The sequence below is a fragment of the Novosphingobium sp. TK71 genome, from assembly GCF_055361505.1.
This window is the reverse complement of the sequence record NZ_CM143962.1, coordinates 3,397,245-3,417,592: the sequence shown is the minus strand read 5'-3', so window position 1 is coordinate 3,417,592 and position 20,348 is coordinate 3,397,245. Positions and strand designations below refer to the sequence as shown.

Sequence of the window (20,348 nt, the reverse complement as noted above, 5' to 3'; positions counted from 1 at the left end):
CCCCGTTAGGCACTACATAGCCGGGCATGGCTCTGTTCAATCGTTCCGGATACTGGAAGCACGTCAGCCCTACCGGCATGGTCGCGGATTTCCGCGCCGTGTGGAAGGAAGCAGGACAAAACCGCTGGCGCATCGCCGCGGTTTCCGCCGCTTGCACGTTCTCGGTCTTCTATCTCATGTCCACGCAGGAAGCACGCGGGCCGCATCCGCCGCCGAAAGTGACCTATATCTCGGTCCTGCCGGCGCATCGCACCGATGCCCAGATCATGGCCTCCAACGTCGAGAACCAGAAGCGCAAGGAAGCCTGGGCCGCCGAGCTTGCCCGGCGCGACAAGGACGTGCGCGAGATGTACAAGACCATCGGCCGCATGTCCGGGATGGACGTGGACAAGATCGCGCACGACGCCGAGGTCGAGGAAGCCGCGCGCAAGAAGGCCGAGCTTGAAGAGATCGGCGCGCCGCGCCTGCCCGAAGGGCGCTCGCTTCCGCAGATCGACCAGCAGCCCGCGCGGGAGCCCGCCGAACAGTGATCCAGGACGCGCGCTGGCTCGCCGCCGCCGCCTCTCTCTCCGCGCGTGCACGGCCCGCGAGCCGCCCCAATCCGGGCGTCGGCGCGATCCTCGTCAAGGAGGGCAAGGTCATCGCGCGGGGCTGGACCCAGCCCGGCGGCCGCCCCCATGCCGAGGCGGTGGCGCTCGCCGCCGCAGGCCACGCCGCCCGCGGGGCGACGCTCTACGTCACGCTGGAACCTTGCGCGCACGAATCCGCGCGCGGCCCCGCCTGCGCCGATCTCGTCAGCGCCTCCGGCGTCGCGCGGGTGGTGATCGGGTGCATGGACCCCGATCCGCGCACCTCCGGCTCCGGCCTTGCGCGCATCCTGCGCGCCGGGATCGCGGCACGCCACCTGCCCTCGCCCGCCTGCGAACGGAGCCTTTCGGGCTATCTGCTCTCGAAGCGGCTCGGCCGCCCGGAAGTCACACTCAAACTGGCGCTGTCGCTGGACGGGTGCATCGCCCTTGCCGGCGGCGAAAGCCAGTGGATCACCGGCCCCCAGGCCCGCGCCCACACCCACGCCATGCGCGCCAGGGCCGATGCCATCCTCGTGGGCGGAGCGACCTTGCGGGTAGATCGCCCCCGGCTCGACGTGCGCCTCCCCGGCCTCGAGACACGCAGTCCCCGGCGCTGGGTTCTCACCCGCGGCGCGGTGCCGGAAGGCTGGAACGCACTGCCCTCGCCCGAGGCGATCTTCGCCATGGAAGGCACCCAGCACCTCTTCGTCGAAGGCGGCGCGGGCGCGGCCTCCTCGTTCCTGCGCGCCGGGCTGGTCGACCGCCTGCTGATCTACCGCGCGCCGATCCTCGTCGGCGGCCGCCCCGCGCTTGCAGACTTCGGCCTGCTGCGCCTTGCCGATGCGCATGGCCAATGGCGGCTCGCCGAGCGGCGACAGCTTGGCAGCGACACGCTCGAAGTCTACGAGACCGCAAAATCATCTGAGCAGCCGCTCGAAAGGTAGCCATGTTCACCGGAATCGTCACCGCCGTCGGCCAGATCCGCGAAGCCCGCCAGACCGGCGACCTGCGCGCGGTCATCACCTGCCCCTTCGACCCCGCCGGCATCGCCATGGGCGCGTCGATCGCCTGTTCGGGCGTGTGCCTGACAGTGGTGGACAAGGGCGGCGTGGCGGGAGACGCCTGGTTCGCGGTAGACATCTCGGCCGAATCGGTATCGCGCACGGTGGACGGCCGCTGGGCGCAAGGCACGCAGCTCAATCTCGAACCGGCGCTCAAGCTGGGCGACGAACTGGGCGGCCACATCGTCACCGGCCATGTCGACGGCGTTGGCACCGTGGTCAGCGTAACCCCCGAAGGCGATTCCAAGCGCTTCGTGATCGCGGCCCCCGCCGAACTGGCGCCCTATCTCGCCCCCAAGGGCTCGATCACGGTGGACGGCGTCTCGCTGACCGTGAACGACGTGGCCGACCAGAGCGACGGCAGCTGCCACTTCATGCTGAACATCATCCCGCACACCTCGGAAGTCACCACCATCGGCGCGCTCAAGGCCGGTAACGGGGTGAACCTCGAAATCGACGTGCTGGCGCGGTATCTGCAGCGGATGCAGTCGCTTCGCGGGTAAGGGATTGAAGAGTAAAGGCAGGGGAGCATAGCCCCCCCTGCACCCCCGGTACCGTCCAGGTCACGCGGACCAACCGCGAAGCGCGCCCATGGCTGCGTCGGGAGACTTGTTGACTGCGCCGCAAGGCGCGCGGGACATATAGGCTGGGTACAACGAAGACGTTTCGAGGGTCTGGGGGATCATCCCCCAGAACTTATCCCTTGTTCTTCAAAGGCCCCGCCGCGAAACTCTCGCGCGTGATCTCGTAGATCACATGGACACCCACCACACCGCAGGTCTCGCGCTCGAATGAGCGGTCGGTCAGCCGCCCGCCGATATGCTCCATGGCCTTGCGTGAGATCAGATTTTCCGCGCCGACCTTGAAGATCACCCGCTCGAAATGCGCCAGCGCGTGCTCCAGCATCAGGCGCTTCATTTCGGCGTTGAGGCCGCTGCCCCAGTGGGCGCGGGCAAGGAAGGACCAGCCGATCTCGATTTCGCCCGCTTCGGGCACGCCATAGCGGCTGGAGCCGATCACGGCGCCGCTCTCTTTGTCAATGATGGCGAAAGCGCCGCCGCCATCCAGTGCGTCGGCGAAGAACTGGCGGAACACCGGTTCCTGCCAGCGATCGTGGGCGGGGTGAACCGCCCAGATCTCACGGTCCGATCCGGCCGCGTAGAGCGCGTCCCAGTCGTCCGCGCGAAGGGGGCGCAGGACCAGCCGGTCCCCTTCGAGGACCGGCTGTCTGTTCATGATCAGGCGGTCACGTCCGCAACGGCGGCGATGAACTTGTCGATGTTGCCCATCGTCAGGCCCGCCACGTTGATGCGGCCGGAACCGGCCATGTAGACGCCGTGCTTGGTGCGCATGGCAAGGACCTGGTCCTTGTTCAGCGGCACGATCGAGAACAGGCCATTCTGGCCGCCCATCGGCGTCAGGTCGGCCGAACCGGCGGTGCCGGCCTCGGCCAGCTTGGCGCGCACTTCGCGCATACGGTCGCGCATCTCGTCCAGCTCGGCGAGCCAGTCGGCGGTCAGCGTCTCGTCTTCGAGGACGAGGCGGACAGCGGCGCCGCCGTGGTCTGGCGGCTGCGACCAGTTGGCGCGGGCAAGGTTGTGGCCGTTCGACATGACCTTGGTAAGGTCGGCCGGATCGCCCACCATCGCGTAGAGCGCGCCCACGCGGTCACGGTAGAGACCGAAGTTCTTGTCGCACGAATAGCAGATCAGCGCTTCCGGCACGGCAGCGAGCACGCGGCGCAGGCCGTAGGCGTCTTCTTCCATGCCCTTGCCCAGGCCCTGATAGGCGAGGTCGAGGATGGGGAGGATCTTCGAAGCGGCGATCAGGCCGGCAATCTCGTCCCACTGCTCGTTGCTGTAGTCGATGCCGGTGGGGTTGTGGCAGCAGCCGTGCAGCAGGATGGCGTCGCCCGCCTGGGCATTGGCGATGGCGCCGCGCAGCGCGTCCATGTCGGTGGTGCCCGAAGCGAGCGCGTGGTTGAATTCAACGACTTCAAGGCCGAGGTCGGCGCAGATCTGGGCGTGGTTGGGCCAGCTGGGAACGCCGACGATGATGCGGTTGTAGCCGGCGCGCTTCACCATGGCGAGCGCGAGGCGCAGCGAGCCGGTGCCGCCGGGGGTCTGCATGCCTTCGATGCGGCCGCCCATCGAAGGGTCGGCCTTGCCGAAGACGTAGGGCATCAGCGCTTCGACGAAGCCCATGTCGCCCTCGGGGCCGAGGTAGGCTTTCGAATCCTGCTCCGCGACGAGTTTGGCCTCCGCGGCCTTGATCGAGCGGAACACAGGCGTGTCGCCCTCACCGGTGCGGTAGACGCCGACACCAAGGTCGATCTTGTCCGCGCGCGGATCGTCGTTGTGGAGCTTGATCAGCGCAAGAAGCGCGTCGGCGGGCTGTTGCTGAAGGTTCGTAAGCATGGCGCGCGGGGCCTTAGACCGGGCAGGGAAAGCACGCAATGGCAGATCGACAGGGAATTGCCGGGATGCCGGAATTTATCGCGCCGCGCAGTCCCGGAAAGCCTGTACCGCGAAATTTTGTGCAACTTGCCGGAAAGGCGCGCAGCACCGAAAATCGCATTCCCGACAGGCTGTTGAAACGGGTTCGCGCGCTCGTCCGGCCCCGGTGGATCGGGGGACCGGACGAGCAACGACGCAGGCTAGAACGGCATCCAGCTCTGCTTGTGCGTGAACTTCATATAGCCGATGTTCGCACCCAGACGCAGGCCCGCACCGGCCCGCACCGGGATCAGCACCACGTCGCCGCGACGCAGGTAGCTGACGGTGAAGCCGCCCACGAGATAGGCCTGCCCCTCGCCCGCGCCGAACCGGTGATAGAGGTCTTCGGTGTCGTTGAGGTTGTAGACCAGCACAAAGGCGTTGCCCGCATTCGCCCCGGCATCGAAGCCGATCGAAGGCCCGGTCCAGTAGACCGGCTGTTCGCCCTCGATCTTGTGGTAGAGCGTGCCGGAGCCGTAGCGCAGGCCCACGGCGATGGCGCCGCCGCCTTCACGGCCGACGATATAGCCATTGGGCTCGCCCTGCTTCTTGAGCAGGTCCTCGATCACGCCGGCCAGGCCCTTGGCGCCCTTGCCGAACACGCCCTCGGCCGCGCCGATCAGATCATCCTCGTGATAGGTGGTGCTCTGGGCCGGCGGCGCCTGCATGGGCGCGGGGCTGCCGTTCCAGGTCGAACCGTTGCCGGACGAATCGACCGGCGTGCCGTTGCCGGGATAGGCCGGCTGGGCCTGCGCGGTCTGGGCAGGGCTGGATACCGGCGGCTGATAGCTGGTTCCGGCATTGTTGCCGCTGCTGATGTCCGCGTCGATCGCCGCATCCGGATCGACGGTGGTCACTTGTGCCACGGCCGAGGTCATCGGCGCGACGAGCATGAGCAGGGGCACGAGCAGGGCCGCGGCCGCTCCGCCCAGCTTGCTCGACAAGCGAACCGGCGCCCCCCTGGCGGCGATTTGCATGGTGACTGGCATTTTCTGGCCCTCCAATGGCGATCCCGAAATCAAAAAGGCAGGCGCCCCCGCTGGGCGCACTACGGCATGTCACTAGAGAATCCAGTGCGCCTGACCCCGCAATGAACGGTCGACAGGGCGACTCCGTTTTGCGGCGGGCCGAACCCGCAGGAAACCTCGCATCTGCCCACAAGCGTTTCGAAAAAGCGAAAAACCTGCATTAGCCCCCCTTGCCGCCCCCGATACCCCTCGCTATAGGGCCCGCCTAGGCCGCATCCGGAGACGTGGGTGAGTGGCTGAAACCAGCGGTTTGCTAAACCGTCGTACCCTTAAGGGGGTACCGAGGGTTCGAATCCCTCCGTCTCCGCCATGCGGCAACGGTTTCAGCTTTTCCCATCAAGACAACGAACGACGAAAACACCCCCCACCGGGGTCCACCGTGCTGCGTCCGCATGGTTTCCGATGTTTTTCCCGTTCGTTTCCAAGACTCTCCATCGAGCAACACTTCGTTACATTCTTGCACGAGGCAAGACACGAAGCATGCCCAGATTCGGCTCCACGCAAAGTCTGGAGCTGAAATAATGAAGTCTACCCTGATTGCCGCCGCTGCCTTCGTCGTCGCCGCCATCCCCGGCGCCGCGATCGCCAACACCACGTCCGCCCACCTCAAGGGCCATACCGCGGTTGCCGCCCCCAAGGCCAAGACGCAGGCCCAGTCGCGCGGCGTATGCCATCCCGAACCCTCGAAGGGCCGCGATTGCCGCCACCGCAACGCCCAGGCCCAGGCTGCAACCGCGGCACCGGCCCTCGCCAGCGCCGAAGTCTCCGCACCGAAGGCTCAGTGATCGTCCCCGCCGGCCCGGTGCAACCCGGCACCGGGCCGGCGCATCGACGGACGAGAGACTGGCGGACGAGAAACTGGCGGGCGCCATCCGCTAACGGCCCGATCGGGATAGCCTGAAGGTTTTGCCCCAGGGTTTTATCCAAAGATTTTGCCAAGCCGCGCCCGAAATCATACATCTGTGCATGAAGAGACGATGAGCAACACCACAGCCCCCATCTATCGCCACCTCGACGACGGCCCCATGCCCACCCCGACGATCCTGTTGGTGGAGGACGACGGCCCCCTGCGCACCCTCACCGCGCGCGCCCTCAGGCAGAGCGGTTTCAACGTGCTCACCGCCGCGACCGGCGCCGAAATGTGGGTGACCCTGCGCGAAGGCCCCGTGAGCCTCGTCGTGCTCGACATCATGCTTCCCGGCACCAGCGGCTTCGACCTGTTCCGCCGCCTGCGCCGCGAATGCGACATCCCGGTGATCTTCATCAGCGCGCGCGGCAGCGAGGAAGACCGTGTGCTCGGCCTCGAACTGGGCGCGGACGACTATCTGGCCAAGCCCTTCAGCACCCGTGAACTGGCGGCCCGCGTCAGCGCCGTGCTGCGCCGGGGCGGCAATGGCGCGGCCACTGCCGAATTCACGGGGAACGATGCCGTCGCCGATGGCCGCACGCCCGAATCGATTCACTTCGAAGGCTGGAACCTGTCGATGGCGCGCCGCGAACTGCGCTCGCCGACCGGGGCCATGGTGGACCTCACCGGCGCCGAGTTCGACCTGCTCGCCACGTTCCTCGCCTATCCGCAGCGCGTGCTCGGCCGCGAGCGGCTGATCGAGCTTTCGCGCTCGCGCCTGGGCGACAGTTCGGACCGCAGCGTGGACGTGCTCGTCAGCCGCCTGCGCCGCAAGCTGCAGGCGGAAGGCGGCGAATCGCCGATCGTGACGGTTCGCGGCGTCGGCTACATGTTCAAGGCCGAGGTAACGCGCGCCTGATGACCTTGCGCCGGTTCCGTCTGTTCCGGCGCTTCGGCCTGCCCGAGCGGCTGATCGCAGTCCTGCTGCTGGTCTTCGTCATCGATGTCGTCTGCAACACGGTGCTGTTCGAGCGTGCCAACACGTTCGAACTGCGCCGCGACGACGCCCAGCGCATCGCCGAGAATCTCGTGCTGGCGAGCCGCGCGATCGACCACAGCCTCCCTGGCGACCGCCAGAAGGTCACCGCCGCGCTGAGCTCGCCGCAGTTCTCGCTGCGCCTGACGGAGGGCAAGCGCTATCGCGGGTCGCTGGGCCTTGCCAACTTGCGCGCCCAGATCATCGAGATCGCCCCGGAACTCGCGCATAGCGACCTTGAACTGCACCTCGAATCGATCCCGCGGGACGGCAATATCGGCGGCTCGCTGCGCCTGCCGGACCACAGCGTCCTCGATTTCCGGACCCATGCCCGCTCCGCCTGGAAGCTGAGCGCCGGGCGGCTCGCCAGCCTGGTCCTGCCGACCCTGCTGCTCATCACCTTCGCCTGGATCCTGCTGCGCGCCGCGCTCAATCCGCTGCGTTCGCTGATCCGCGCCACCCGCCATCTCGGCGCCGGTCCGCCCCGGCCCGTCCCCGAACGCGGCCCCGATGAAATGCGCCAGCTCATCCGGGCGATGAACGAGATGCAGGAACGCATTCACCAGTCCCTGCTCGATCGCACGCATACCATGCTCGCCATCGGCCACGACCTGAAGACGCCGCTCGCCCGCATGAGGCTGCGGCTGGACGATGGCGAGGTAGATGCGGTGGTGCGCGACGGCATCAATCACGACATCGACGAGATGCGGATGCTGCTCGATTCGATCCAGGCCTATGTGGAAACGGGCGGCACCCAGATCCCGGCGGAGCGCATCGACCTGGCCATCATGGCCGAGACGCTGGTGGATACCGCCGCCGATCGCGGGGCCAATGCCTCCTACAGCGGCCCGACCAGCCTCGAGATCATGGCCCGCCCGGTCTCGATCCGCCGCGCCTTGTCCAACCTGATCGAGAACGCGCTGCACTACGGCGGCAATGTCCGCGTCAGCCTGCGGCGCGACGGCGACGGCGCCGAGATAACCGTCGACGACGACGGCCCCGGCATTCCCGAGGAGCGCATTCCCGACGCGCTCCAGCCCTTCGTCCGCCTCGACACCGCCCGCGCCCGCGACACGGCCGGCATGGGCCTGGGCCTGCCGATCGTGCGCAAGGCGGTGCGGCTGGAAGGCGGCACGCTGGACCTGCGCAACCGGCCCGAAGGCGGCCTGCGGGCAACGATCAGGCTGCCGCTCGGAACGCGCTGATCGCGATTGCCGCCGGTCCTGCTGTCCAGCCGGGCGGACAACACGCTGTTAATATTCGGCAATTCCCTGAAACACGACTGCCATCCCCGGAAACTCCCGCTTTACCGGGGGCTTTCCTGAATTGCCGTTCATCCACGCTGCGCTGCAGCAACATTTCCTGACAAACGCGCACGACCTGCGAAAACAGCGACACGTACCTTTCCCATCAAGCTCCGCGCCCGCGTCCCCCAAACCCCTCCGTGCGCGCGGGGCAACCGAATCAAGGAAAGGTTACGAGAGTGAATGAACTGATCGGACGCGTCTTCCACTTCGAGAAGACCATCTTCCCCGCCAGCAGCGAACTGTTCGGCAAGCTCACCCGCGAAGGTCAGGAGCCCAAGGCCCTGATGATCTCCTGCGCCGATTCGCGTATCGTGCCGGAGCAGATCATGCAGGCCCAGCCGGGCGACCTGTTCGTCTGCCGCAACGCCGGCAACATGGTGCCGCCTTACGCAACCCAGAACGGCGGCGTGACCTCGACCGTGGAATATGCCGTGGCCGCCCTCGGCGTGCGCGACATCATCGTCAGCGGCCACTCGGGCTGCGGCGCCATGAAGGCGCTTGCCGACCCGACCGGTCTGGAAACGATGCCGAACGTCGCCGCCTGGCTCAAGCACGGCGCCGCCGCCGAGCATATCGTCAGCACCTGCCATGGCGACCTCTCGGGCGAGGACCGCGTCCGCGCCATCACGCTCGAAAACATCATCGCCCAGATCAGCCACCTGCGCACCCACCCCGCGGTTGCCGCCGCCATCGCCCGCGGCGAAATGACGCTGCACGGCTGGTTCGTCGACATTCACGCCGGCCAGGTCCTCGGCCTCGACGGCGAAACCGGCCAGTTCGTGCCGCTGCGTGAGGAAGCGCCGCTTCCGGTCGCGCTTTCCGCCCGCGCCCGCATCGCCTCCGAATTCGCCGAGGCAGCGGAATGACGACCGCCGCCCCCACCTCTCCGGAGGCAACCCGGAGTGGGCCTTTCGCCCACTTCGGCAGGGACTTCACGGCCTCGATCGTGGTGTTCCTGGTGGCAATGCCGCTCTGCATGGGCATTGCCATCGCGTCGGGCGTGCCCCCTGAAAAGGGGCTCGTCACCGGCATCATCGGCGGCCTCGTGGTCGGCCTGCTGGCAGGCTCGCCTCTCCAGGTGAGCGGCCCGGCGGCCGGCCTTGCCGTCATCGTCTTTGAATTCGTGCGCGAGCACGGCCTCGAAGCGCTCGGCCCCGTCCTCCTGCTGGCCGGCCTGATCCAGGTTCTCGCCGGCACGCTCCGCCTCGGCGGCCTGTTCCGCGCGATCAGCCCCGCCGTCGTCCACGGCATGCTTGCCGGCATCGGCGCGCTCATCGTGATCGGCCAGTTCCACATCCTCTTCGACGAGAAGCCGATGTCGAGCGGTCTCCAGAACATGGCGATGATGCCCGCGCGCATTCTCGGCCTCGATCCGGGCAACATGGCCTCCACCGAAATGGCCGTCATGCTCGGCGTCCTGACGATGGCGATCATGCTCGGCTGGGAAAAGGTCCGTCCGAAGTCCATGGGCCTCGTCCCCGGCGCCCTGCTCGGCGTGGTCGCGGCTACCGCCGTGGCCTGGACCATGGGCCTCGACGTTGCCCGCATCGCCGTTCCGGAATCGATCGGCGCCGCCTTCGCACTGCCCACCAGCACCGGCTGGTTCGCCCCGCTCGCCAACCCGGCGCTGATCGTCGCCGCGCTCGCCATCGCCTTCATCGCCAGCGCCGAGACGCTGCTTTCGGCCGCCGCGGTCGATCGCATGCATGACGGCGTGCGCACCAAGTACGACAAGGAACTGCGTGCGCAGGGCATCGGCAACCTGCTTTGCGGCGTGTTCGGCGCCCTGCCGATGACCGGCGTGATCGTGCGCAGCTCGGCCAACGTGCAGGCCGGCGCCAAGACCCGCCTGTCGGCGATCCTGCACGGCGCATGGATTCTCGCCTTCATCGCCCTGCTGCCCTGGCTGCTGCGCGAAGTGCCGATGGCGGCACTGGGCGGCGTCCTCGTCGTCACCGGCTTCAGGCTGGTCAGCCTCAGCCACGTGCGCCACCTGTTCCACAACTACGGGGCCTTCCCGGCGCTGATCTGGGCAGTGACCTTCGCGCTCGTGGTCACCACCGACCTGCTGACCGGCGTGCTCGTCGGCCTGGCGCTGACAGTGGTGGAACTGGCCCCGCACTTCAGGAACCTGAAGCTCAAGGTTGAGGAACACGTCGAGGAACACGAAGCGGGCGAATCGACCCGCCTCGCCCTTGGCGGCGGCGCCACCTTCCTCGGCCTCACTCGCCTCAACAACGTGCTGGAAAAGCTGCCGCACGGCCGCCCGGTCCACCTCGACCTCGGCCAGCTCAAGGTCATGGATCACACCACGTCCGAGACGATCAGCGAATGGCTCAACCGGCGCCGCCAGAGCGGCCATGCGGACCGCGTGACCGGCCCCGAGCCGATCCTGCGCCCGCTTCCGATCGCGGCCTGACGATCACTTCGATCTCGTAAGGCGCGGGCACCTTCTCGTCCGCGCCCCTTTCCTCTGCCGGGCGATCTCCATGCGGGATCGCCCGGTTTCTTTTTGCCCGCATTCCTTTCGCCGGCCGCCTCCGGCCGGGGGCGCCCCATCGCCCCGGCGCCGCGTGGCGATCAGACACACTTTGTCACGGATGGGAAAACCAAAGGACAATTACGGCCCGTAACACCGTGCAAGTCTGCACGAAACGGGTTCGCCACGCATGTAGGGCCCGGCTGCAGGCCGCAGGATGGAACGCGACAACAGTCATCATGAGGGCGTTCCATATGAAAATCCGTCTTGCCGCAGGCCTGTTTGGCCTCGCCGCGTCCGGTATTGCTTTCTCCGCTCCTGCCATGGCCCAGGAAGAGGTCCCGAGCGAGATCACCGTATCCGGCACCGTCGGCCTCGTTTCCGACTATCGCTTCCGCGGGGTCTCGCAGACCGACAAGGAAATGGCCGTTCAGGGCGGCATCACCGTGTCCCACGCCAGCGGCGCCTATGTCGGCACCTGGGCCTCGAACCTCTCCGGCTGGGGCACCTTCGGCGGATCGAACATGGAACTCGACCTCGTGGCCGGCTACGCCACCGAGATCACCAGCGGCGTGAAGCTGGACGTCGGCCTCACCTGGTACATGTATCCGGGCGGCGCCTCGGAAACCGACTTCGCCGAACCCTACGTGAAGCTCTCGGGCGCGATCGGCCCTGCCAACATGCTGGTCGGCGTCGCCTACGCGCCCAAGCAGCAGGCGCTCGGCAAGGTCTATGCCAGCGGTGACGACTATGCCGACGGCATCGGCCGCCCCGGCGCCAAGTCGGACAACTTCTACATGTGGGCCGACGGCAACACCGCCATCCCCAGCACCCCGCTGACGCTCAAGGCGCACCTCGGCTACTCGAAGGGCAACTCCGGCCTCGGCCCGAACGGCACCAGCGTCGCGCCGACCGGTGAATACCTCGACTGGATGCTCGGCGCCGACCTCGCGCTCGGCCCGGTCACGCTTGGCGTCGCCTATGTGGACACCGATATCTCCAAGTCGGAGAGCGTCTATCTCCAGCCGAACTTCTCCTCCACGAAGAACGGCTCGCAGATCGCCGGATCGACCGTCCTGTTCTCGGTCGGCGCCAGCTTCTGATCTGAGCGGATGAAAGGCCCGGAAGGCCCACCGGCCTTCCGGGACCGGATTTCGCCTATCCAGGACGCCGCGGCTTCGCCTCCACCGCTCACGCGGGAGGCGCGGCCGCGGCGCTTTTGCGTTCGGGCGCTGGCGCGCTGAACGGTGGATGCCGGGCCATCCGAAATGGATGGAAACGCCCGCCGTAATGGACCCTGATCGCGTTGCCGAGGCCATGCCGGAACCATAAAACGAACGCCGGAAACGGGAGGCTCCCTCTCCTCGGTCTTGCTTGGAGCATCGCTTGCAACATCTCCCCGAATTCTCCAGGCCCCAAAAGACGTTTCTCGCCGGATGCCACGCGGCCGGCCCGCCCCCGGCGTGAGCGAACTTCCCCTGCACCTTACCGGCGGGCCGACGATCGTCCTCGGCGCCGGGATCGCCGGCCTTGCAGCGGCGGACAGCCTCGTGAGATCGGGTCACAAAGTCATCGTCATAGAACGCGGCAACGCCGCCGGGGGCACGCACCGCAGCCGCCAGATCGGCCCCTATACTTTCGATGTCGGCAGCATCTTCTACGAAGAAAACGCCAGGGTCTTCGATCTGGCGCCGGGAATCCGCGATCTCTGCCCCCAGGTCCTGAGCCTGCAACGGCGCGTCGCGCCTGACGGTTCGATCCTGCTCTACCCCATCGAACCGCGCGATCTGCTCAAGCAATCCCCCTTGCGGCTCGCCCGGTCGGTGCTGGATCTCCTCGGCTCGCGCATCGCCGTCAGCCGCGATGGAACCCTTGAAGCGATCTGCCGCAAGCGGCTGGGCGGCACATTCTTCGAAGATACCGGCCTGCGCTCCTACATCGGCCGCTTCCATCACGTCCCGCCCGAACAGATCGACGAGGAATTCTTTTTCCGGCGAATGGCCATCATCGAGCGTTTCACCCGCATGAACGCGCTGGCACGCAGCGCCGCCCGCGCAATCATGATCCGGCAGGGCAGCCAGCACCGCAAACGCTGGCCGATGCGCGTGCGCCCGCGCGAAGGATATCAGGCGATGTTCCGCCCGATCGTGGAACGCCTGACGGCGGCGGGGGTCGAATTCGCATTTGGCGAACAGCTTTCCGCCGTGGAGCGGGAAGGCAGCTTCTTCCGCGTCGGCACGCAGGGCTCGGGCCAGAGCGGCCATCACGGCCCGAACCATGGTGCTGGCCGGGATGGAGCCCCCCGCACCACCCGGCTCGCTTCGGCGGTGGTCAGCACGATCCCGGTGGATGCGCTCCACCAGGTACTGTTCTCGGCGCCTTCCGGCACCGTCTCGCTCGACATGACCACGCTTTACGTTTCCGCAGCGCACCTCCATCCGGATGCGGGGAATGTGCTGTTCAACTTCCATGCCGAAGGCGAATGGAAACGCGCCACGATCTATTCGCGCATCTATCCGGACCCCGCGTGCGGCCGGGAATTCTTCTCGGTGGAAACCACCCTGCCCCCCGGCGCCCGCCACAGCCCCGGCGCCGCCTTCGAAGATTTCCGCGATCATGCAACAAGGCTCGGCCTCGCCAGCGACCTTCGGCTGGAAGGCCATGAACTCGTGGAGGACAGCTATCCGCTCTACACGGTGGGCGCGCGCGCACGCCTTGATGCCGCGCTGGATCGCATCGCCGGGGTCGGGATCATCTCCGCCGGCCGGCAAGGACGCTTCGAATATCTGCCGACATCGTCCGGCGTGATCGCGCAAGTCATCCGCAATCTCGATTGCGGGGCCGCTCCGGCAGCCTCGCCCGAAATGGCCGCATGACCGGAATAACCGCACCGATGCCATCGACCAGCGCCCTGAACCACACCGCCGCACGCCCTTCCCCGCGGCCTCGCCCCCGCGTGCGGATCTTCAACGTGAAATACAGCCCAAACCTCGGGGACGGCCTGCTTTCGGAGTGCCTCGAACAGGCGCTGGTGGAATGCGGGGCCGATGAAAGCACATGCTCGATCGATCTCGCAGCGCGTTCGGCATACGGTCGCGGCACGGCGGGCCGGTCGGCGCTGATGCGGATGCTCCAGTCGTTGCCGCCCGCGCTCCGCCGGCTCGCGGTCCGCCTGCCGCTCGCTGTCCAGAGCCGCCGCCGCTGGCTGCCCCATTACCGCGCCGCATTGCGGGATGCCGATTGCGTGGTGATCGGAGGCGGAAACCTCATCGCCGATCTCGATCTCAATTTCCCGACCAAACTGGCCCTGGCAATCCATGAAGCGGCGGATCGCGGACTGCCGGTTTTCATCTATGGCTGTGGGGTCTCCTCAGGCTGGAGCAGGCAAGGGGCGGCGCTGCTGCAACAGGCGCTTGCCAGAGGCGCGGTCCGGCAGGTGTTCCTGCGCGACGAAAGATCGATATCGCTGTGGCACGACCTTTTCGGCGAACATGCAGGCCTCCCTGCCAGACTGGTGCGCGACCCTGGCCTCCTCGCCGGCGAACGCTACGGCCTCGGTGCTTCTCAACCCCGTCCAGGTGCCGTTCTGGTCGGGTTGAATGTGACTGCCCCCGTCGCCGTGCAATACCATGCGGAACATGCCCCGCAGGCCCGACAGCTCGAGGATTGGTACCTGAATCTCGCAGAAACCCTGGTTGCACGCGGGTTTCGGGTCGCCGTATTCACGAATGGCAGCCCGGAAGACCGCGCCTGCGCCGCCAGGCTTCGCAGCGCCTTCGAAACCATCGCCCTGCCAGGCCAGATCTCGTTTCCCGAAGCCGATACGCCGGGCGAACTGGCGCGGCTCATTTCCGGTCTCGGCGGACTTATCGCCTTCAGAATGCACGCAATTATCGCATCCTACGCGTGCAGGATTCCCTTCGTCGCGCTGGACTGGGACCCCAAGCTCGCCTCCTTTGTACATTCCATCGATCACGGCGAATGGCTTGTCGATCCAGCCTCCACCCCGGCCGAAACAGCCGCCTTCCTGCTGGCTCAAGCCATGGCGAACGGAATAGCCCCCAACACCCACGCCCGCGTAATCGCGCAGGCGCGTTATGGGGTAGAAAGCCTGCACACCGAAATCGCACGAGCCATTACGCCTTGAAATTTCAGAATAATCTTCAGTGAAACGGATACTCGCACTGATCGCCGCGCTTGCTGCCGCTCAGGCGCCCGCCGGAAACCCGCAGCGCCCCAGCCGCCTCGAAGCAGGACCAGAAGCGCAACCCGGCGCGCGGCTTGCTTCTGAAATCCGCGCCCCGCTCCCACCGATGCGGCTGGGCGCCGCCTCCAATTTCTCGCAGGGCAACCTCCCTCGCCTGTTCAATGCCGCCCTGGCTCTGCCGCTTGCGAACTGGCGCGACAGCATCCGCTGGGCAGACGTCGAGAAAACCAGAGGCCGCTACACCTTCGACCAGCCGATGTCCCTGTATCCGGCCAGCCTGGAGCAGCACCATGCCCGGATGACCCTGACGCTCAACTGGGGAAATCCGCTCTACGATGCCGGACAGACACCGCATTCGCCCGAAGCGCTCGCGGCATTCGGGAAGTTCGTTGCCGAAGTGGTGCGCCGGTATCCTGCGATCGACACGCTGGAAATCGGCAATGAGATCAACGGCAACAATTTCGTTTCCGGCCCGATGAAGGACGCGCCGCCCGCGCAGCGCCTCGCCTACCACCTGGCCATGGTACGAAGCGCAGCCAAGGCCGCGAGAGCGGTACGGCCGGATATCAAGGTCATTGGCGGCTCCACCCATTCGCTGCCCGGCGGCTTTCTCTGGCCCCTTCTCGATCAGGGCGGCGCCGGCCTGCTCGACGGTCTCGCGCTCCATCCTTACACCACGCCGATCGATCAACTTCCCGCTCAAGTCGCAGTCCTCCGCCGCCATCCTTCTCTGGCGCCAATACCGCTCTACATGACCGAATATGGCAGCCTGGACCCAGAGCATGCCGGTGACGATCTGGTCCGCGCTTACGCGACCCTTTCGTCTCTGGGCATCGCGGAGTTCGATTGGTACCCGCTCAACGATCGGGGCGACGGGTTCGTCCCCTTGCTGCGACGCGACGCAAGACTGACGGAGGCAGGCCGCGCCTTCCGTTTCGTGACGAAGCAACTCGGCGATCATCGGGGGGAGGATCGAAGCCCCGATCGCTTCACCTTCATTCACGCGTTCGGCGCCAGAACCTGGGTCCTCTGGGGCGCGGCAAGGCCGATCTCGATCGATTCCGCCTCCGTTTCCGCGTTCGACGCCGCGGGAACCCGGCTTAGTGGCGCCTCTCTGATGCTGGCCGAAGACCGGGTGCTCATCCTCACGGGCAAGGTTCCACTGAAGATCGACGAACACGTGAAACTCGGCTGCACGCCATTGATCGCGGACAGTTTCCTCGGCTTTACTTTCCCGGCACCCGATGGTGCCATCCCCAGCCAGACGGTCGGGCTTGTCCCGTTCTGGAAGACGGGCTCTCGCGAAGTGCCTTTCATGACGTTTCCCGGTCAACAGACGGCCGGCGTACCATGGACCCCCTATCTCGCGCCGCGCCGCGCGGCCGGACCTCGAGTGGCGGCTGACACGATTGTCCCGGCCACAGGAGCAAACGGAGATGCCGTTCTTCTCCGCTACACCGCGCGGTTTCGGATGGTGCTCAGGATAGAGGCCGAATTCGCGCTGACAGGCCGCAGTGAAAGCGGCCTGGCCGTATCCATGCGATCGGGCGGACAGTCCGTGTTTGCAACCCGGGGGGCGGCCCCGATCCGGATAGAGCGGACGATACCGCTTGCCCCCGGGCAGGCGCTGGACTTTGTCGTCGCACCGGAGGGCGCTGGCCGCACGGGTGCGGTCCGGTATCGCATACGCCTGTACGACACGGGGGCCTGCGCTCCTGTCGGCGCTATCAAATAATAGCGGAGCCAAGCTGCGTCCCTCACCCCGCCCATGGCAAGTCCACCCGGCAACCGAATCGACATTTCCGCTCCCTTAGGAAGGGAAAAAGCGTCGATCCCGGAAAAAACGATCACGCTTAGGGCGAAACCCCTATCGGCCATGGCATCCGGGCAACCACCTGGTTTTTGCCTGCGAAACCGGAACCACAACGGGCCTGCAAAGCCGGCCAATTCTGCGCATGGTTAACGCCACCTCTACAAGGGCACGCACAAACGTTTGTGACTGCAGGGCAAAAGCGGCTGCAACCGCCAAACGATTGTGAATTGTACGCAATCGCCCTTACCAACCAAGTATTACTTGAATCACGACCCAAACATTCAGCCGTGAATTTGCGTTTACCGTGCACAGAAGGCCCCGATTAGCCACTACAGCCATATTGAATATCTCGCAGAAACGAAACCAACAGCTCTACCGAAACAACAATCGATCCGGATAGAGCCAAAAATGCGAGTATTATCACATGGCAAAGAAGAATATCATCGCATCGACTGCGGCAACAACCAATTATTACGGCGACGCTCTTGAAAAGCAGCAGTGGTATCTGGACGGATCGACCCGCTCAAAGCTGAGCATCGACGCTTATTCCGTTTGGCAGGACTACACCGGCAAAGGCGTGCGCATCGGCGTTATCGACTCCCAGATCGACTTTCGTCATGCCGACCTCAAGAAGGCCTATGACACCACGCTCGACTACAACTTCGCAACGGCGACTGACGCCGTAACGATCAGCGCCACCGCCCTGCCCCAATCCCACGGCACTTCCGTTGCCGGGGTGATCGCCGCCGAAGCCGGCAATGCCATCGGAACCGTAGGCATCGCCTCTGGCGCCACGCTCGTCGGCCTCGGCGTCGACTATTCCTCCAGCAATGCCGCAGGGCAGATCGTGTCTGCCCTGCAGAAGTCAGCCAGCCTGGACGTTGCCAACAACAGCTGGAGCTTCGTCGAAAACTTCGCCGACAATTTCAATGCCAACCCGGAATACAAGGCAGCGCTCGTTTCCGCCGTTTCAACCGGACGCGGCGGGCTGGGCACTTCGCTGGTGTTCGCGGCCGGTAACGCTGGAACCTCCGGCACCTCGAACTACCATAATTTCCAGAACTCGCCCTATACGATCGCGGTCGGCTCGGTCGACGCCGACGGCAATCCTTCCGCCTTCACCAGCATCGGCGCGAACGTGCTGATCTCGGCCGCCGGCCGCGACGTGCTCACCACCACGCTGAGCGACCGTTATGAAAGCGTTTCGGGAACATCATTCGCCGCTCCGGCCGTGTCGGCAACGATCGGCCTGATGCTCCAGGCCAACCCCGACCTCGGCTACCGCGACGTTCAGGAAATCCTCGCCTACTCCGCCCACCGCACCGGTCTGACCGAAGGCGCCAGCTTCGGCGACGGCTGGCGGACGAATGGCGCCGATAACGCCAATGGCGGCGGGCTCCATTACAGCGACGCATTCGGCTACGGCTTCCTCAACGTCCACGATGCCGTGCGACTGGCCGAAACCTGGGACGAACAGCAGACTTTCGCGAACATGGCCACAGCCACCAAGACCGTCACGACAGCGCAGACCCTGGTCGCCGGATCGAACGATCACCTTTCGCTCGACATCCCCGTGACCGATGCGATCGATCTCGAACATGTCCAGATTTCGATCGACCTCAACTGGCTCAACACAGGCGATCTCGACGTCTACCTGACATCGCCGGAAGGTACCCGGGTCCGCCTGGTCTACGACCTTCCAACCGAGAGCCGCGTCGGCAGCATCCGCAACTTCACTTTCAGTTCGGTTGCCTCGATGGGCGAACAATCCGCCGGTACCTGGAAGCTCGACATCTACAACCGCGATCCCGCCGCTGCCGACAAGGCCGGGGTGCCGATGACGGGCAAGTTCAAGGGCGCAACGCTGACCTTGCTCGGCGAAGCGGACACCTCAAAGAACGACACTTACATCTACACCGACGAATTCGGCACGCTCTACGCCGGCGCCGATCTCGCGAAGCGTAGCGTGCTCAAGGATGCGAACGGCGGAACCGACACGATCAACGCGGCGGCCGTCACCAGCAACACCACGATCGATCTTACCGCCACAAAGGTAAGCACGATCGCCGGCGTCACGCTGAACCTGGCGGCCAATACCATCGAAAATGTCTACTCCGGTGACGGCAACGACACGCTGATCGGCAGCAACGTCGCCAACATGCTGAGCGCCGGGCGCGGAAACGACACGATCTACTTCAGCTTCGGCAATGACAGGATCGACGGCGGGCAAGGCCAGGACGCGCTGGTCATGAACTGCGCCTTTTCGAAGATTTCCGGCTCGGTCTCGGCCACCGGCGACGTGCTCATCTCCGCAAAGTATGGCGAGGTCTCGACCATCAGCAACGTCGAAACCTTCACCTTCTCGGACGGCACCTATAGCTACGCCCAACTGGTGAAGCTGCTCGCCGCAGGCACTTCGGCAGTGGTCGACCAGCCGGTCACGCAGGCCCCGGTGGAAACGCCGACAGTCCCCGGCAACACCTCGGGCGAGGCCGGCACCGGCGACGGAACCGTGCATGCTCCGGTCACCGAGACGCCCGGTTCGGGCTCCACGGATCATGCGGCCACCAGCCCTTATGGCGATGAAGGCCGCACTTATGCAGCCACCATGACCGGCACCGGCGCGGATGACCGCATCGTGGGAACCACGGCAGGCGAGCGGATCGACGGCCTCGACGGGATCGACAAGCTGCGCGGCATGGCCGGCGACGACGGCATCCACGGCGGCAACGGCGACGACACGCTCTATGGCGATGACGGGAACGATCATCTTTATGGCGATGCCGGCATCGACACGATCATGGGAGGCACCGGCAATGACTGGATCTTCGGCGGAACCGGCGCGGACCGGCTCTATGGCGAGGCCGGCGCCGATACCTTCGTGTTCGACGCTTCCGACGTGGCAGGCATGGACACCATCTACGATTTCAGCGCGGCCGATGGTGACAAGATCCTGATCACCGGCATCGCGAACGGCAGCACTGCCACGTTCGACATCGTCACCAGCGGTTCGGGCACCTACCTCCAGATGCATGACGAAAGTGGCGACCACCTGCTCGCCCGAATCAAGGGCGTCGGAATGGAAGGCCTCCATGTGGCCGACACCGATGCCGGACTGCTCTGGGCGTGAGGCCGCCCGTTCATTGACAGGGCCGCTGACGCCCCGCACATCTCCCCAAGCGACTGTATCGAAAGGGCTCCGAGGAATCGGGGCCCTTTCCTTGTGCGCCCTCGCGACGCCCGCCATCGTTAATCCGCCAGAAGTGCAAGCCCCCCTCCCCGCCATCGAATTCTGCGTCCATAATGGACATTCCGGAAGCGGAGACTTCACATGCGGGCGCTGAACAACAAAGAAATTCCGCGCAATATCGCCATAGACTCTAGTAATAACACGTAAAACACCATCCATAATGGCGTATATTAAAATGAATGAATGTAAGATCCACATCAAAACGGTTGCACGACATTAACCCTAAGCCTTATGAACAAGCCACGATTGAGAGGGC

16 protein-coding genes and 1 tRNA gene are annotated in these 20,348 nt (G+C 65.6%); 14 read left to right on the top strand and 3 right to left on the bottom strand.

The window, feature by feature from the left end:
- Nucleotides 1–26: 26 nt before the first annotated feature.
- From ACXJ16_RS16195 to ACXJ16_RS16185, 3 genes are read left to right on the top strand one after another with little or no spacing between them, the layout of a single operon-like run.
- Entirely contained in the window at nt 27–530 is a 504-nt protein-coding gene (locus tag ACXJ16_RS16195; RefSeq protein ID WP_054438506.1) for a hypothetical protein, read from the top strand.
- A complete protein-coding gene (ribD, locus tag ACXJ16_RS16190) occupies nt 527–1,513 on the top strand; it encodes a bifunctional diaminohydroxyphosphoribosylaminopyrimidine deaminase/5-amino-6-(5-phosphoribosylamino)uracil reductase RibD (protein ID WP_324696682.1) in 987 nt (328 codons plus the stop codon). Before ACXJ16_RS16195 ends, ribD begins: the two co-directional genes overlap by 4 nt.
- Before the next feature lie 2 nt (nt 1,514–1,515).
- On the top strand, nt 1,516–2,133 hold the full coding sequence (locus ACXJ16_RS16185; protein WP_054438501.1) for a riboflavin synthase: 618 nt from the start codon (nt 1,516–1,518) through the stop codon (nt 2,131–2,133).
- Nucleotides 2,134–2,326: 193 nt separating this feature from the next.
- On the opposite strand, the gene ACXJ16_RS16180 is transcribed toward ACXJ16_RS16185, so the two are convergent.
- The 3 genes from ACXJ16_RS16180 to ACXJ16_RS16170 all read right to left on the bottom strand — a co-directional run bounded on the left by ACXJ16_RS16180 (nt 2,327) and on the right by ACXJ16_RS16170 (nt 5,114).
- Entirely contained in the window at nt 2,327–2,866 is a 540-nt protein-coding gene (locus ACXJ16_RS16180) for a GNAT family N-acetyltransferase (protein WP_324696685.1), read from the bottom strand.
- A gap of 2 nt (nt 2,867–2,868) precedes the next feature.
- Nucleotides 2,869–4,047, bottom strand: a complete 1,179-nt coding sequence (locus tag ACXJ16_RS16175; RefSeq protein ID WP_132469738.1) for an amino acid aminotransferase — start codon at nt 4,045–4,047, stop codon at nt 2,869–2,871.
- 239 nt (nt 4,048–4,286) lie between these two features.
- Complete coding sequence (locus ACXJ16_RS16170) at nt 4,287–5,114, bottom strand: DUF1134 domain-containing protein (protein ID WP_463920941.1); 828 nt, start codon at nt 5,112–5,114, stop codon at nt 4,287–4,289.
- A gap of 257 nt (nt 5,115–5,371) precedes the next feature.
- Here ACXJ16_RS16170 and ACXJ16_RS16165 point away from each other — a divergent pair.
- The 11 genes from ACXJ16_RS16165 (at nt 5,372) to ACXJ16_RS16115 (ending at nt 19,972) form a co-directional block, all read left to right on the top strand.
- A tRNA-Ser gene (locus ACXJ16_RS16165) sits at nt 5,372–5,463 on the top strand.
- A gap of 211 nt (nt 5,464–5,674) precedes the next feature.
- Nucleotides 5,675–5,938, top strand: coding sequence for a hypothetical protein (locus tag ACXJ16_RS16160; protein ID WP_463920940.1), 264 nt, complete (start codon nt 5,675–5,677; stop codon nt 5,936–5,938).
- Nucleotides 5,939–6,178: 240 nt separating this feature from the next.
- A complete protein-coding gene (locus tag ACXJ16_RS16155; RefSeq protein WP_054438532.1) occupies nt 6,179–6,919 on the top strand; it encodes a response regulator transcription factor in 741 nt (246 codons plus the stop codon).
- Entirely contained in the window at nt 6,919–8,241 is a 1,323-nt protein-coding gene (locus ACXJ16_RS16150; protein WP_054438408.1) for an ATP-binding protein, read from the top strand. Before ACXJ16_RS16155 ends, ACXJ16_RS16150 begins: the two co-directional genes overlap by 1 nt.
- Before the next feature lie 278 nt (nt 8,242–8,519).
- Nucleotides 8,520–9,209, top strand: coding sequence for a carbonic anhydrase (locus ACXJ16_RS16145; RefSeq protein ID WP_054438406.1), 690 nt, complete (start codon nt 8,520–8,522; stop codon nt 9,207–9,209).
- Nucleotides 9,206–10,762 (top strand): SulP family inorganic anion transporter, encoded by a 1,557-nt coding sequence (locus ACXJ16_RS16140; RefSeq protein ID WP_132469730.1) that lies wholly within the window; start codon nt 9,206–9,208, stop codon nt 10,760–10,762. Before ACXJ16_RS16145 ends, ACXJ16_RS16140 begins: the two co-directional genes overlap by 4 nt.
- 314 nt (nt 10,763–11,076) lie before the next feature.
- Entirely contained in the window at nt 11,077–11,925 is an 849-nt protein-coding gene (locus ACXJ16_RS16135) for a TorF family putative porin (RefSeq protein WP_463920939.1), read from the top strand.
- 360 nt (nt 11,926–12,285) lie between these two features.
- Complete coding sequence (locus tag ACXJ16_RS16130; RefSeq protein ID WP_324696696.1) at nt 12,286–13,698, top strand: FAD-dependent oxidoreductase; 1,413 nt, start codon at nt 12,286–12,288, stop codon at nt 13,696–13,698.
- Nucleotides 13,695–14,969, top strand: coding sequence for a polysaccharide pyruvyl transferase family protein (locus ACXJ16_RS16125; protein WP_463920938.1), 1,275 nt, complete (start codon nt 13,695–13,697; stop codon nt 14,967–14,969). The genes ACXJ16_RS16130 and ACXJ16_RS16125 overlap by 4 nt, the downstream gene beginning before the upstream one ends.
- A 19-nt stretch (nt 14,970–14,988) precedes the next feature.
- Nucleotides 14,989–16,764: a glycoside hydrolase 5 family protein gene (locus tag ACXJ16_RS16120; protein WP_463920937.1), complete on the top strand. Its 1,776-nt coding sequence runs from the start codon at nt 14,989–14,991 to the stop codon at nt 16,762–16,764.
- 502 nt (nt 16,765–17,266) lie between these two features.
- Nucleotides 17,267–19,972: a S8 family serine peptidase gene (locus ACXJ16_RS16115; protein WP_463920936.1), complete on the top strand. Its 2,706-nt coding sequence runs from the start codon at nt 17,267–17,269 to the stop codon at nt 19,970–19,972.
- Nucleotides 19,973–20,348 lie beyond the last annotated feature (376 nt).

Bases quoted from the DNA above. Each gene is read 5' to 3' on its own strand.
- ACXJ16_RS16175 (WP_132469738.1), bottom strand. From the start codon at position 4,047: ATGCTTACGAACCTTCAGCAACAGCCCGCCGACGCGCTTCTTGCGCTG.
- ACXJ16_RS16150 (WP_054438408.1), top strand. From the start codon at position 6,919: ATGACCTTGCGCCGGTTCCGTCTGTTCCGGCGCTTCGGCCTGCCCGAG.
- ACXJ16_RS16160 (WP_463920940.1), top strand. From the start codon at position 5,675: ATGAAGTCTACCCTGATTGCCGCCGCTGCCTTCGTCGTCGCCGCCATC.
- ACXJ16_RS16185 (WP_054438501.1), top strand. From the start codon at position 1,516: ATGTTCACCGGAATCGTCACCGCCGTCGGCCAGATCCGCGAAGCCCGC.
- ACXJ16_RS16125 (WP_463920938.1), top strand. From the start codon at position 13,695: ATGACCGGAATAACCGCACCGATGCCATCGACCAGCGCCCTGAACCAC.
- ACXJ16_RS16140 (WP_132469730.1), top strand. From the start codon at position 9,206: ATGACGACCGCCGCCCCCACCTCTCCGGAGGCAACCCGGAGTGGGCCT.
- ACXJ16_RS16170 (WP_463920941.1), bottom strand. From the start codon at position 5,114: ATGCCAGTCACCATGCAAATCGCCGCCAGGGGGGCGCCGGTTCGCTTG.
- ACXJ16_RS16195 (WP_054438506.1), top strand. From the start codon at position 27: ATGGCTCTGTTCAATCGTTCCGGATACTGGAAGCACGTCAGCCCTACC.
- ACXJ16_RS16155 (WP_054438532.1), top strand. From the start codon at position 6,179: ATGCCCACCCCGACGATCCTGTTGGTGGAGGACGACGGCCCCCTGCGC.
- ACXJ16_RS16180 (WP_324696685.1), bottom strand. From the start codon at position 2,866: ATGAACAGACAGCCGGTCCTCGAAGGGGACCGGCTGGTCCTGCGCCCC.
- ACXJ16_RS16135 (WP_463920939.1), top strand. From the start codon at position 11,077: ATGAAAATCCGTCTTGCCGCAGGCCTGTTTGGCCTCGCCGCGTCCGGT.
- ACXJ16_RS16115 (WP_463920936.1), top strand. From the start codon at position 17,267: ATGGCAAAGAAGAATATCATCGCATCGACTGCGGCAACAACCAATTAT.